Genomic DNA, 12,432 nt, shown 5'->3' with positions numbered 1-12,432 from the left:
CGTTTTCAAGCATCACGCCGCTGGAGACTTTCATGGCCAAGTTCACCCCCTGGGACAACCCGATGGGCACCGATGGTTTCGAGTTCATCGAGTTCGCCGCGCCCGATCCGGCGGGCCTGGGCAAGCTGTTCGAGACCATGGGTTTCAAGGCCGTCGCCAAGCACCGCCACAAGAGCGTGACGCTGTACCGCCAGGGTGGCGTCAACTTCATCATCAACGCCGAGAGCGATTCCTTCGCGCAGCGCTTCGCGCGCCTGCACGGCCCGTCCATCTGCGCCATCGCCTTTCGCGTGCAGGACGCCGGCCATGCCTACAAACGCGCGCTGGAGCTGGGCGCCTGGGGCTTCGACAACAAGGCCGGCCCGATGGAGCTGAACATCCCGGCCATCAAGGGCATCGGCGACTCGCTGATCTATTTCGTCGACCGCTGGCAGGGCAAGGGCGGCGCGGGCGCCGGTGCCATCGGCAATATCTCGATCTATGACGTGGACTTCGTGCCGCTGCTGGACGCGCAGGGCCAGCCGGTCGACCCCAACCCGGTGGGCCACGGCCTGACCGAGATCGACCACCTGACGCACAACGTCTTCCGCGGCCGCATGAAGGAATGGTCGGAGTTCTACGAGCGCTTCTTCAACTTCCGCGAGGTGCGCTACTTCGACATCGAGGGCAAGCTGACCGGCCTGAAGAGCAAGGCCATGACCAGCCCCTGCGGCAAGATCCGCATCCCGATCAATGAAAGCTCGGACGACAAGAGCCAGATCGCCGAGTACCTGGACCTGTACCACGGCGAGGGCATCCAGCACGTGGCGCTGGGCACGACCGACATCTACGGCACGGTCGAGGGCATGAAGAGCACCGGCGTGCAGTTCCAGGACACCATCGAGACCTATTTCGACCTCATCGACAAGCGCCTGCCGGGCCACGGCGAGAACGTGGACGAACTGCGCCGCCTGCGCATCCTCATCGACGGCGCCACCCACCTGGGCGTGGACAACGAGCTGCTGCTGCAGATCTTCACCAAGGAAGTCATCGGTCCGATCTTCTTCGAACTCATCCAGCGCAAGGGCAACGAGGGTTTCGGCGAAGGCAACTTCAAGGCTTTGTTCGAGAGCATCGAACTGGATCAGATCCGCCGCGGTGTGCTGAAGGACGAGCCCGCCAAGGCCGTCTGAAGACACTGCCAGGCCTCGTCCGAGTGGACGAGGCCCATGTGGCCGACGCCATCGAGCCGGTGCGCCCGCGCGCCGGCCAGGATCGCCCGCTCCGCCGGATTGACGATCTGGTCACAGGGCGTCCAGAAGCAGTCAACGTCAGGCAGACCCGGCAGCGCCGCCAGCCAGGCATTGCCCAGGCGCATCTGCTGCGTGTTGACGCCCAGACCGAGCGCCGCCATGCGCGTGCCCTGGTGGGGTGAACCCAGCGTGATGACGTGCGGCGCCTCATGCCCCGCGCCGAAGCGGCGCCACCAGGCCCGCAGCGCCAGGCCGCCCATGCTGTGGGCGCAAAGAATGGGCATACGGCCAGTCAGTGCCTTCAACCGCTGCACGCCGGCCTCGATCTCGTCCGCATAGGCATCGATGCTGCCGAAAGCCGGCTCCAGCGAAGGCGCGACGAAAGCGACACCTTGCTCGCGCAGGCGCTCCATCCAGCCATTCCAGCGGCCACGATTGCAGGAGAAACCGTGCACCAGCAACACGCCCTGCCCGGCGCCCGCCGGCAGATGATCCGCTTCGGCCCATTCGCGCCAGGGCTGGCGCCATGAGAAGGCCAACTCGCTGGCGACGACCTCCCGGGCCCAGGCGCGAAGCAGTTGCCCCCAGGCCGGTGCGGGCCGGTTCACCCAGCGCAATTGCAGGAAGCCCCCCGCCAGAATGAGCGCATGCAGGCCCAGCGTCAGCAGCCCCCAGCCCCAGCCGAAGCGCCAGCCCACGGCCAGCGCCAGGGCCAGCCGCAGCAACACCCAGATCCTTTGCAGTCGTCCGTTCATCGCCCGAGTGTAGGAAGGCAGAATTCCGCCGACCCATGGATGAACTGAGTGCCGAATCCCTGCTGAAGGAACTGCGCGCCGTCGACGCGGAACGCGCCCGCCGTGCTGCCGACCCCGAGCTCGAGGCCCGCGTCCAGAGCGTGAAGGCCTTCCAGCAGCGCCGCTTTGCGGCCACCTATGCCGATCTGCTCGCCAACCCACGCTATGAGGCGGCCACGCGCTTCTTCCTGCACGAGCTTTACGGTCCCGACGATTACCGCCAGCGTGATGCGCAGTTCGCCCGCGTCATCCCGACGCTGACCCGCCTCTTTCCCGCCGAGGTCGTCGACACGGTCGCCAAGCTCGCGCAGCTGCACGCCCTGTCCGAACGCCTGGATACGCGCATGGCCGAGCACCTGCTGTCAGCCGATATCAAGCCCGACGAATACGCCATTGCCTGGCGCGCCTGCGGCGACCCGGTATCGCGGCAGCGGCAGATCGAGCTGACGATGGCGGTGGGCGAGTCGCTGGACAAGCTGACCCGCAAGCCGCTGCTGCGCCAGACGCTGCGGCTGATGCGCGGCCCCGCGCAGATGGCGGGCCTGGGCGCGCTGCAGAGCTTTCTCGAAAGCGGCTTTGACACTTTCCGCGCGATGCGGGGCGCGGGCGAGTTCCTGTCCACTGTGCGACACCGTGAGGACACACTCGCACGCGCATTGTTTCGCGGTGACGCGTCCGCGTTAGGGCAACTCCCCTAGCTTGATGTAACACGGCGTCCCAACATCGAAGGCTTCACGCCAAGCACGTCAGAAGGCCCTCGATGACCGCCGTCCTTGCCGAAGTCACCGAAGTGACATCCCGCGCCAAGCCCTGGCTGGCCAGCTACCCAGCCGGCGTGCCGGCGCAGATCGACACCCGCATCTACGGCTCGCTGGTCGACCTGCTCAACGAGGCCTTCCGCAAGCACGCCTCGCGCGACGCTGCGATCTGCATGGGCCAGCGCATGCGCTTCTCGGAGATCGACCAGCTCTCCATGCAGCTCGGCGCCTGGCTGCAGGCCCAGGGGCTCAAGCAGGGCGACCGCGTCGCGATCATGATGCCCAACCTGCTGCAGTACGGCGTGGCCATCGCGGCCATCCTGCGCGCGGGCTTCGTCGTCGTGAACGTGAACCCGCTGTACACGCCGCGCGAGCTGGAGCATCAGCTCAAGGACTCGGGCGCGCGCGCCATCGTCGTGCTGGAGAACTTCGCGCACACGCTGTCCGAGGTCATCGACGCGACCGACGTGAAGCATGTCGTGCTGGCGTCCATGGGGGACCTGCTGAACTGGTGGAAGGGCCCGCTGATCAACTTTGCCGTGCGCCACCTGAAGAAGATGGTGCCGGAGTTCCGCCTGCCAGCCGGCGACGGCCGCACCGTCGTGCGCTTCAACGAGGCGCTGGCCCATGGCGAGCGCCTGCACCTGAAGAAGCCTGAACTTGGCCCCGACGACGTCGCCTTCCTGCAGTACACCGGTGGCACGACCGGCGTGTCCAAGGGCGCGACGCTGCTGCATCGCAACATCGTCGCCAACATCCTGCAGGTCGAGGCCTGGTTCCAGCCCATGCTGGCCCGGCTGCCCGACCAGAACATGCAGTTCACCAACGTCTGTGCGCTGCCGCTTTATCACATCTTCGCGCTGACGGCCTGCTTCATGCTCGGTGCGCGCATGGGCCACCTCAACATCCTGGTGCCCAATCCGCGCGACATCCCCGGCTTCATCGAGACGCTGCGGGGCCACAAGATCCACATCTTCCCGGCCGTCAACACGCTGTTCAACGCGCTGGCTGCCGAGCCGGGCTTCTCGCGGCTGGACTTCTCCGAGCTCGTCATCTCCAACGGCGGCGGCATGGCCGTGCAGCAGGCCACGGCCGAGAAATGGCTCAAGGTCACCGGCTGCCCGGTCGTCGAGGGCTACGGCCTGTCCGAGACATCCCCCGCCGCGACCATCAATCCGCTGGACCAGCGCGCCTTCAACGGCAGCATCGGCCTGCCGATCTCGTCCACCGAGATCGCCATCCGCGACGACGATGGCCACGACCTGGCGATCGGCGAGCGCGGCGAGATCTGCATCCGCGGCCCGCAGGTCATGGCCGGCTACTGGAAGCGCCCGGACGAGACCGCCAACGTCATGTGCGCTGACGGCTACTTCAAGACGGGCGACATCGGCATCATGGACGAACGTGGCTATGTGCGTATCGTCGACCGCAAGAAGGACATGATCCTGGTCAGTGGCTTCAACGTCTACCCGACCGAGATCGAGCAGGTCGTCAACATGCATCCCGGCGTGCTGGAGTGCGCCGCCGTCGGCGTTCCGGACGCCAAGTCGGGCGAGGCGGTCAAGCTCTTCGTCGTCAAGAGCGACCCGGCGCTGGCCGAGGAAGATCTGGCCAGCTACTGCACGGCACAGATGACGGCCTACAAGCGGCCCCGGTTCATCGAGTTCCGCGACGAACTGCCCAAGAGCAACGTCGGCAAGATCCTGCGCCGCGAACTGCGCACCAATACCGCCTGAGCATTCCCAGTGCCTGCTGCCCTTGAGGGGGAGGCACTGAGGCCGGACACAAACAGTCCTGAGGACTGTTTGTGCCTGCCGAAGGACAAGGCCTCTGGCCTTGGCAGTGAGCGCCTCGGGGGTGGGCTAAAACGGATTGTTCTTGGCGCGAGTGAGCGCCAAAGTGCCGATGCGCTGTTGCGCGCTCGGGCCAAGCAGCGTGTCGCCGGCCCACAGCCATTGCGTGGGGTTGGCGTCGGTCACCAGCGTGTCCGTCGTGCAATCCTGAGGCGCGACCTCGGTGCGGCAGGCCGCGTTCGTCACATCGGAGTAGCCGAAGGCGGCCGGGAAGCGCGCGATCTGCTGAATCGTCTCGTCAACGAGCACGAGGCCGACAAGGCGGCCGTCGTTGAGCAGGTTCAGACGCATGGTCGTATTGAAGGCCGAGCTCAGGTCGTTCAGGAAGATCGCGCGGTCGATGTCGGTCTGCTGCTGCCTTTCCTTTTGGCCGAAGGGCGTCAGGCCGACGTCGAAGATGGTGGCCACGAGCACACGGCCGTTGGCACTGGCGATGCGGTTGGCTTGGTCGGCCAGCAGCTTGCCGCGCGCCTTGGCTTCGTTGATCAACGAGTCACGGCTCTGGGCCGGGAACTGGCGATACAGCTCGAGGATGTCGTTGACGCCGACCATGATGGACACGATGTCCTTGGGGCCGAAGCGGTCGTTCGACAGATGCTGGTCGATCTTGTCGCGCACATCGGCAACCTTGTTGCCCAGTGCCGCGTACATGATGCCCTGGGGCAGCGCGACGAAGTCGGGGTTGCACTGCGGGTAGACAAAGCCAAAGCCGCCGGCCAGGATCTGGCTCCAGACGGGGTTGAGCTTGCACTCCACCAGCTTGGTGTCGGGGTTCAGGCCGTTGATCGTGTACTTCTTGCCGCTTTGCAGGATGGTGCCCATCTCGTCGCCGAAGGCGATGACGCGGGTCGGCGCAAACGGGTCGATCTGCTGGGTGCTGCCACCGCCGCAGCCGGCGATCAGCGCGGCCGCTGCCACCGTGGCCAAAGCCAGGCCGCGCTTCAATTTCTGGGAGACAACACGTTGCATGACGATCAACTCAGGAACAAGAACTCAATCGGAAAAGGCAGCCGCGGCCCGGCTGAGCCGGTCGCGCACGCCATCCCAGGCAGGGTCGTGGGGCGGTGCCTCGACCCAGATTTCACGCGCGCCGGCTGCGTCCAGAAGGCGCAGCACCGCGAACAATTCGTGGGCCGCTGCCGCCGGGTCGGCCGGCATGGCCTGCCAGCGCCAAGCCGGCAGCTGGGCGCGTGAATATACCGCCACCCCCTCCAGGCCCCCGCTGGCGGCCGTTGTGGCCAAACGTAAAGCCAGCGCCTGGGCATCCAGCAGGCGCACGCGGGCGCTCGGCGCGTAGTGCGCAGCCAAGGTGCCCGAGGCCTTGGGCGCCGTGGCATCCGGCTCCACGAGCGGCTGGCCCAGGGCGGCCTCGATGCGGCCACGGCTGATCAGCCCCGGGCGCAGCAGGGCCGGATGCTCGCGGCTGCAGTCGACGATGCTGGACTCGATGCCCACCTCGCAGGCACCGCCGTCCAGCACCATCAGCTCGGGGCCGAATTCCTCGACGACATGGCGAGCCAGCGTCGGGCTGACGCGACCAAACCGGTTGGCACTCGGCGCGGCCAAGCCCTCGACGCCCAGCGCGCGCGCGGCGGCCAGCACGGCGCGGGCGACCGGGTGGGCTGGCGAGCGCAGCGCCACGGTGGCATGCCCGCCAGCCGCAGCCTCGGCCATGCCGGCCTTGCGCGGCACGATGACGGTCAGCGGGCCGGGCCAGAAGGCATCCATCAGCCGGCGTGCGGCGACGGGCAGATGGTCGGCAAAGGGTTCGGCGCCGGCGGCGTCCAGCACATGGACGATCAGCGGGTGGTCGCTGGGCCGGCCCTTGGCGGCAAAGATCCTGGCAACGGCCTCGTCCTGGTCGGCGCGCGCGGCCAGGCCATAGACGGTCTCGGTCGGCAGGCCGAGCAATTCGCCGTCGGCCAGGCGGCGCGCGGCGGCCTGGACGGCTTCGGGATCGTTGCCGGGCAGAAGCAACATCAGAAGTCGGTGGGCAGGCCCAGGATGGCGGCAGCCTCCACGGCGACCGCATGAGCCGCCGCAGGCGTGTCGGCCGTGATGTTCAGATGGCCCATCTTGCGGCCATGGCGGGCGTCGGCCTTGCCGTAGAGGTGCAAATGCGTGCCCGGCAGGGCCAGCACGCGGTCCCAGGCCGGGGGCGTGGGGCCGCCGTCGTCGTTGAACCAGAGGTCGCCGAGCAGGTTCAGCATGACGCTGGCCGAATGCTGGCGCGGCGCCGGCAATGGCAGGCCGGCCAGCGCCCTCACCTGCAGCTCGAACTGCGACACATCGGCGCCGTTCATCGTCCAGTGGCCGGAGTTGTGCGGCCGCGGCGCCATCTCATTGACGACCAGGCGGCCGTCCTGCAACCAGAAGAACTCGATGCACAGCACGCCGACGTAGTTCAGCGCCTCGGCGACTTGGCGCGCGGCGACGATGGCCAGCCTGTCCACCTCGACCGGCACATCCGGCGCCGGCACCTCGGTGACGGCCAGAATGCCGCCGCGGTGCAGGTTCTGCTGCACCGGGAAGTTGACGATCTGCCCGTCCGCGCCGCGTGCGACCAGCACGCTCAGCTCGGCCTTCAACGGCAGCAACTGCTCAAGCACGCAAGGGACGCGCTTGAGCCCTTCCCAGGCCTGGGCCAGCTCGGCGGTGGTGGCCACGCGAACCTGACCCTTGCCGTCATAGCCCATACGGCTGGTCTTCAGGATGCCTGGCAGCAGGGCCGGGTCGACGGCCGCGAGTTCGATCTCATTGGTGATGACGGCATGCGGCGCGCAGGGCACGCCGGCCGCTTCGAAATGCGCCTTCTCGATGGCGCGGTCCTGGCAGACGGCGACCGACGCCGCGGCGGGCGCCACGACACGCATGCCGGCGAGCGTCTCCAGCGCAAGGGCCGGCACGTTCTCGAACTCGGTCGTGATCGCGTCGCAGTCGCGCGCCAGCTGGGCCAGGCCGAAGGAATCCAGGTAGTCGGCCTTGATGTGCTTCTCGGCCACGGCGCCCGCCGGGCTGACGGCATCAGGGTCGAGCACGATGCAACGGTAGCCCAGGGCCTGGGCGGCATGCACGAACATGCGACCGAGCTGGCCGCCGCCCAAGACGCCCAGCGTCGCTTGCCGCGACTCGCCAAGCGTCGCAGCACCAGGGAGAAGGGCTGTCAACGCAGTTCCTCGCTCATCGCGCGGGCGATTTCGGTCTGTTTCGTGCGGAAGTCATTCAGCTTGTCCAGCAGGGCCGCATCACCCGTCGCCAGCATCGCCACCGCAAACAGCGCCGCATTGGCCGCGCCGGCATTGCCGATGGCAAAGGTCGCAACCGGGATGCCCTTGGGCATCTGCACGATGGAATGCAGGGAGTCGACGCCCTGCAGGTGCCGGCTGGCGACAGGCACGCCCAGCACCGGCACCGTCGTCTTGGCGGCCAGCATGCCCGGCAGATGGGCCGCACCGCCAGCACCGGCGATGATCGCCTTGAGCCCGCGGCCTGCCGCCGCTTCGGCATAGGCAAACATCTCATCGGGCATGCGATGGGCCGACACGACCCTCGCCTCGAAGCCGACACCGAACTCGGTCAGAATCTCGGCCGCTTGCTTCATCGTCTCCCAGTCGCTGCTGGAGCCCATGACGATGCCGATGACGGCATCCGGGTTCTGGGGGGCTGGGGTGGACAAGGTCGCGCTCCGGAAGGCTCAGAAAAGCCTTGAATTGTAGGTGGCGCGTCCGCAACTACCCTCAGCCATGATCGACATCAACCTCCAGAACTTCGAAGCCGAACTCATCGTCGCGTCCCAGAACCAGCCCGTGCTGCTGGACATCTGGGCGCCCTGGTGCGGCCCCTGCAAGACCCTGGGTCCCGTCCTGGAGAAGCTGGAAACCGCCTACGCTGGCCGTTTCACGCTGGCCAAGCTGAACAGCGACGAGGTGCCCGAGATCGCCACCCAGCTCAGCCAGATGTTCGGCGTGCGCTCCATCCCCTTCTGCGTGATGTTCTCTGGCGGCCAGCCGGTGGACGGCTTTGTCGGCGCCCTGCCCGAGGCGCAGATCCGCGAGTTCCTGGACAAGCACGTGCCGGCCGGCGAGGAACTCGAAGCCGAGGCCGACCTGGCCGATGCCCAGGATCTGATGGCCGACGGCGACCTGGAAGCCGCGCTGACCAAGCTGGCCCATGCCGTGCAGACCGACCCGGCCAATGACGCTGCCCGCTTCGATTACGTGAAGGCGCTGCTGGAACTCGGCCTGCTCAACGACGCGCGCGCTGCCTTCGCCCCGGTGGCGGCCAAGGCCGCCGACACCCTGGTGCCCTCGCCGCGCCTGGCGGCACTGGCCACCTGGCTCAGCGCCTTCGAAGCCGCCACGGGCGCCGACCCGGCGGCGCTGCAGGGATCAATCGCCGCCAACAAGCGCGATTTCGACGCCCGCTTCACGCTGGCCCAGTTGCACCTGGCCAACCAGCGCTTCACCGAGGCCATGGACGAGCTGCTGGAAATCATCATGCGCGACAAGGCCTGGAACGGCGAGGCCGCGCGCAAAACCTACGTGGCCATCCTCGAGCTGCTGACCAAGCCGGCTCCCAAGCACGCCGCCGAGGCCAAAAGTGGCACGCTGGAACTCTCCGGCAAGGCCGCCGTCGTGCCCAGCGACCCGCTCATCGACAGCTATCGGCGCAAGCTGTCGATGGCGCTGTTCTGATCAGGCCCGCCTGACAGCCGCACGGCCCGGAATACTCAGGGCACGCCGCTGTTGCCGCGATTGCTGCGGATGTCGCGCAGCCTCACGCATTCCGGGTCGTTGTGATAGATCGGCTTTTCGCACTGCCGGTCGATGCACCAGGCGCGCGCGAACAGCACCCGGCCGCCGCAGGCCTCGTTGGCGGTGCGCGGCTCGGTGGACGGCGCAGGGGCCGCCGATGCCGGGGCCGCCTTGCTCGACGGGGCGGCCGGGCTGGAGGCCGCCGGCTCGGGCGCCGCGAAGACGGGGCTGCGCGGCACCGGGCGGAAGTCGCCGGCCTTCTCGGTCACGATGGGCTTGGGCGCCGTGTCGCGACGCGAGGGCGCCGAGCCGGGCAGTGCCACCGGGCGGGTGTTCACGCCAGTCGCAGCCGACGCGGGCGCAGGCTTGACGGGCACAGGCACCGGCGTGAGCGCGGGCGCAGGCTGTGAAGCTGGCGCGCTGGCCACCGGGGCCTGGAGTTCGGGTTGGGCCTGTTGCACGGGCGCCGGAGCCGACGCGGCCACGGATGCGGCGGGTTCGGCCGGTGTCACCTCGGGCTTGGCCTGGTTGCCGCGCAACTGCATGACAAAAAGGCCAAGCAGCAGCAAGGCGCCCACGCCGCCTCCGATCATGGCGGGCATCTGCCAGGAGGGTGGCCGCGCAGCCGCGGCCTGCGGCGATGGTTTCGCGGCACGCGGCGGCGGCGCGGGTGGGGACGGCGGCGGCGGTGCGGACTTGCGCAGCGGCACGACAACGGTCTGCCCGTCGTCCTCGTCCAGCGGCGGGCCTTGCACGGTGTCGGCGAATTCGAGATCCAGCGGCTCGGCGGGCGCCGGCGGCGTGGGTGCAACTGGCACCCGCGGCTGAGCGAGCTGGGGTCTCGGCACGGCTGAACGTCCTTCCAGCACCTCGCGCCAGGCGGCGACCGTCTGGGGGCGCTGATGGGGGGCGACACGCAGCGCCCAGTCCATGCCGGCGAGGAAGGCCGGTGAATAGCCGGGCACCTCCAGCGGCAGGAGTTCGTCGCCCATCGCGCGGGCCGTCGCCGGCGGCGGCGGCCGGCCGGTCAGCAGCTCATGCATGGCAGCGGCCAGTGCATAGAAGTCGGTCCAGGCCCCCTGGCGCAGTGTCGTGGCCTCGGCGTACTGCTCGATGGGCGCGAAGCTGGGCTTGAGGATGGCGGTGAAGACCTGCGTGCGGTCGCTGATCGCCTGGCGGGCGGCGCCGAAATCCAGCAGGATGGGCGGGCTGCCGTCGGAGGGCAGGAAGATGTTGTCGGGCGCGACGTCACGGTGCCAGACGTTCTGGGCGTGCAGGGTTTCCAGCCCACCCAGCACGGCGTCGAAGATGCGCTTGACCCAGGCCTCGGGTGGCGGCGTCGGTCGGGCCTTGCGCGCCTCGCGAAGGTTCTGGCCGACCAGGCGCGGCATGGCCATGTAGGCGGTGCCGTTGGCCTCCCAGAAACGGTAGACCTTGAGCAGGGAGGGGTGGTCGAAGCGCGCCAGCAGCTTGGCCTCGTTGACGAAGCTGCGTCGACCGAGCTCGAAGGTCTCCTTCATGGAGACCGAACGCACCGACACCTGGGACTGCCCGTCGCGCAGTGCGAACTGGCTGGGCATGTACTCCTTGATCGCGATCTCGCGCTCGAGCGAGTGGTCGCGTGCGAGGTAGACGATGCCGAAGCCGCCCACGCCCAGGGTACCGATGATCTCCAGCTCACCAAAGCGGGTGCCAACGGGCAGGGCGTTGATGGCGTCGTCGTCGCGGGAGTCGGCGGTCACTGATGCACCCTTCGCGCTGCGCGCTGTCCCGCCGAGCGGGAATGAGCCCCTTCGGGCGGCCGTGCGTTGCTCATAGGCCGGCGAGGGTAACGCAGCCAGGCCGTGCCGACTCTCCGGAAAAAGCCGGTCAGCGTGGCGGAGTGCCCAGCCCGGCGCTACTCAAGCGCTCGGCCCAGAGGCGGCGCTGGGCGGCGTCCTGGCCCCAGGCGGCCTGGGCGGCGTCGCCGTGGCGGGCTGCCAGCCCATCCTCATGCAAGCGGGCGTAGACCTGGGCCAGGCGGGCGTGCAGGGCCGCGCATTCGTCGAGGTCGCAGTGGGCCGCATCCTCGGCCAGCACCTCGACGGCGGCTTGGTCGGCCAGGGCCCTGGCACGTTGGACCTCGCCGGTATTGGCCCAGCACCAGGCCAGGTCGGCCAGCAGGCTGCCGCCGGTACGGGCCAGGCCAGCCGCCGCCGCCTCGGGCAGGTTGGCCTCCAGCAAGGCAGCGGCAGTGGCGTAGTCACCCTGCACAGTCAGCAGTTGGGCGCGCAGCAGCGGGGTCAGGTTGGCGCGGGCCGAACCGCCCACGGCATCGTCGAAATGGCCGATGGAGTCCACCCCCAGCAGCACGGCCGGCGCCTCGCCAGGCTCGCCGGCCAGGGCAGCGTGGCGGATGCGCAGGGCGCGCATCTGCATCTGGTTGTAGAGCAAGGCCGCCAGGCCGGCGTCGTCACCGTCGGCACTGGCGGCGCGGCGGCCCCAGGCATACCAGGACGACGCGGCGGCTTCGTCCCGAGCCCCCATCGCGAGATCCCAGGCCATGCCCAGCGCTGAAGCGACGCGACACGCGGCGGCGTTGTCCGCCGGGGCGGCAAGGACTGCGGCGGCATGGGCGACGAGACGGTCGATATCGCGGTCGACAAAGGCCATTTGCGCCAGCCAGGCGTCGCACAGGGTCTGCAGCGCCGCAAGGTTGGCCGCCTTGGCCATGACGTGGGCGCGCCGCACGCGTTCACAGGCGCCGCCGCCGAAGGCGCTGAAATAAGCCGTCAGCCCTTCGGCCAGATGCAGCCAGGCGGCCAGCTCGATGCGCGGATGCACGAGGGCGCGCGCCTGCAGGCGGTTCAGCTCCTCGCGGGCCTCGACCTCGCGGCCATGGCGCAGCCACAGGATGGCACGCTGAACCTGCAGCACGGCGGCACGCGCCGGCATGGAGGCGACGGCGGCAATCTCGCCGTCAAGCCGCTGTGCCAGCCGGCTGCGAAGCTTGACCGGGCCGGCTGCAACGCTCATTGGTGCACCCTTCGGCCTGCGGCCTT

Annotated in this window: 11 protein-coding genes; 4 read left to right on the top strand and 7 right to left on the bottom strand. The window is 68.7% G+C overall.

The features are described from left to right. The first annotated feature begins 32 nt into the window (after positions 1–32). Positions 33–1,172: a 4-hydroxyphenylpyruvate dioxygenase gene (gene hppD, locus ACXJLH_RS04060; protein ID WP_457389539.1), complete on the top strand. Its 1,140-nt coding sequence runs from the start codon at positions 33–35 to the stop codon at positions 1,170–1,172. Here the strand turns inward: hppD and ACXJLH_RS04055 are convergent. Further along, complete coding sequence (locus ACXJLH_RS04055) at positions 1,124–1,987, bottom strand: esterase/lipase family protein (protein WP_457389540.1); 864 nt, start codon at positions 1,985–1,987, stop codon at positions 1,124–1,126. The genes hppD and ACXJLH_RS04055 overlap by 49 nt on opposite strands. 35 nt (positions 1,988–2,022) lie before the next feature. On the opposite strand from ACXJLH_RS04055, the gene ACXJLH_RS04050 reads away from it, so the two are divergent. Both ACXJLH_RS04050 and ACXJLH_RS04045 read left to right on the top strand, forming a co-directional pair. Next, entirely contained in the window at positions 2,023–2,724 is a 702-nt protein-coding gene (locus ACXJLH_RS04050; RefSeq protein ID WP_457352504.1) for an FFLEELY motif protein, read from the top strand. Positions 2,725–2,786: 62 nt separating this feature from the next. Then, a complete protein-coding gene (locus ACXJLH_RS04045) occupies positions 2,787–4,520 on the top strand; it encodes a long-chain-fatty-acid--CoA ligase (RefSeq protein ID WP_457442583.1) in 1,734 nt (577 codons plus the stop codon). A 126-nt stretch (positions 4,521–4,646) separates the two neighbouring features. Here the strand turns inward: ACXJLH_RS04045 and ACXJLH_RS04040 are convergent, their stop codons facing one another. From ACXJLH_RS04040 to purE, 4 genes are read right to left on the bottom strand one after another with little or no spacing between them, the layout of a single operon-like run. Beyond that, positions 4,647–5,606: an SGNH/GDSL hydrolase family protein gene (locus ACXJLH_RS04040; RefSeq protein WP_457442582.1), complete on the bottom strand. Its 960-nt coding sequence runs from the start codon at positions 5,604–5,606 to the stop codon at positions 4,647–4,649. Positions 5,607–5,630: 24 nt separating this feature from the next. Further along, positions 5,631–6,617: an L-threonylcarbamoyladenylate synthase gene (locus ACXJLH_RS04035; protein WP_457352508.1), complete on the bottom strand. Its 987-nt coding sequence runs from the start codon at positions 6,615–6,617 to the stop codon at positions 5,631–5,633. After that, a complete protein-coding gene (locus tag ACXJLH_RS04030) occupies positions 6,617–7,804 on the bottom strand; it encodes a 5-(carboxyamino)imidazole ribonucleotide synthase (protein WP_457442581.1) in 1,188 nt (395 codons plus the stop codon). Before ACXJLH_RS04030 ends, ACXJLH_RS04035 begins: the two co-directional genes overlap by 1 nt. Then, positions 7,801–8,265 (bottom strand): 5-(carboxyamino)imidazole ribonucleotide mutase, encoded by a 465-nt coding sequence (gene purE, locus ACXJLH_RS04025; protein ID WP_457443152.1) that lies wholly within the window; start codon positions 8,263–8,265, stop codon positions 7,801–7,803. The genes ACXJLH_RS04030 and purE overlap by 4 nt, the downstream gene beginning before the upstream one ends. A gap of 115 nt (positions 8,266–8,380) precedes the next feature. On the opposite strand from purE, the gene ACXJLH_RS04020 reads away from it, so the two are divergent. Then, positions 8,381–9,331 (top strand): tetratricopeptide repeat protein, encoded by a 951-nt coding sequence (locus tag ACXJLH_RS04020; protein WP_457322917.1) that lies wholly within the window; start codon positions 8,381–8,383, stop codon positions 9,329–9,331. 35 nt (positions 9,332–9,366) lie between these two features. Here the strand turns inward: ACXJLH_RS04020 and ACXJLH_RS04015 are convergent, their stop codons facing one another. Together ACXJLH_RS04015 and ACXJLH_RS04010 are read right to left on the bottom strand one after the other, a co-directional pair. Further along, entirely contained in the window at positions 9,367–11,133 is a 1,767-nt protein-coding gene (locus ACXJLH_RS04015) for a serine/threonine protein kinase (RefSeq protein ID WP_457442580.1), read from the bottom strand. A gap of 127 nt (positions 11,134–11,260) precedes the next feature. After that, entirely contained in the window at positions 11,261–12,406 is a 1,146-nt protein-coding gene (locus ACXJLH_RS04010; RefSeq protein WP_457442579.1) for a hypothetical protein, read from the bottom strand. Positions 12,407–12,432: the final 26 nt, after the last annotated feature.

The organism is Roseateles sp. P5_E4 (assembly GCF_054049255.1).
Note: the sequence above shows the minus strand (reverse complement) of the source record. Positions and strands in the feature narration are given on the sequence as shown.

Excerpts from the sequence above, each read along its gene's own strand:
- hppD (WP_457389539.1), top strand. The coding sequence starts at position 33 with ATGGCCAAGTTCACCCCCTGGGACAACCCGATGGGCACCGATGGTTTC.
- ACXJLH_RS04055 (WP_457389540.1), bottom strand. The coding sequence starts at position 1,987 with ATGAACGGACGACTGCAAAGGATCTGGGTGTTGCTGCGGCTGGCCCTG.
- ACXJLH_RS04050 (WP_457352504.1), top strand. The coding sequence starts at position 2,023 with ATGGATGAACTGAGTGCCGAATCCCTGCTGAAGGAACTGCGCGCCGTC.
- ACXJLH_RS04045 (WP_457442583.1), top strand. The coding sequence starts at position 2,787 with ATGACCGCCGTCCTTGCCGAAGTCACCGAAGTGACATCCCGCGCCAAG.
- ACXJLH_RS04040 (WP_457442582.1), bottom strand. The coding sequence starts at position 5,606 with ATGCAACGTGTTGTCTCCCAGAAATTGAAGCGCGGCCTGGCTTTGGCC.
- ACXJLH_RS04035 (WP_457352508.1), bottom strand. The coding sequence starts at position 6,617 with ATGTTGCTTCTGCCCGGCAACGATCCCGAAGCCGTCCAGGCCGCCGCG.
- purE (WP_457443152.1), bottom strand. The coding sequence starts at position 8,265 with ATGGGCTCCAGCAGCGACTGGGAGACGATGAAGCAAGCGGCCGAGATT.
- ACXJLH_RS04020 (WP_457322917.1), top strand. The coding sequence starts at position 8,381 with ATGATCGACATCAACCTCCAGAACTTCGAAGCCGAACTCATCGTCGCG.
- ACXJLH_RS04010 (WP_457442579.1), bottom strand. The coding sequence starts at position 12,406 with ATGAGCGTTGCAGCCGGCCCGGTCAAGCTTCGCAGCCGGCTGGCACAG.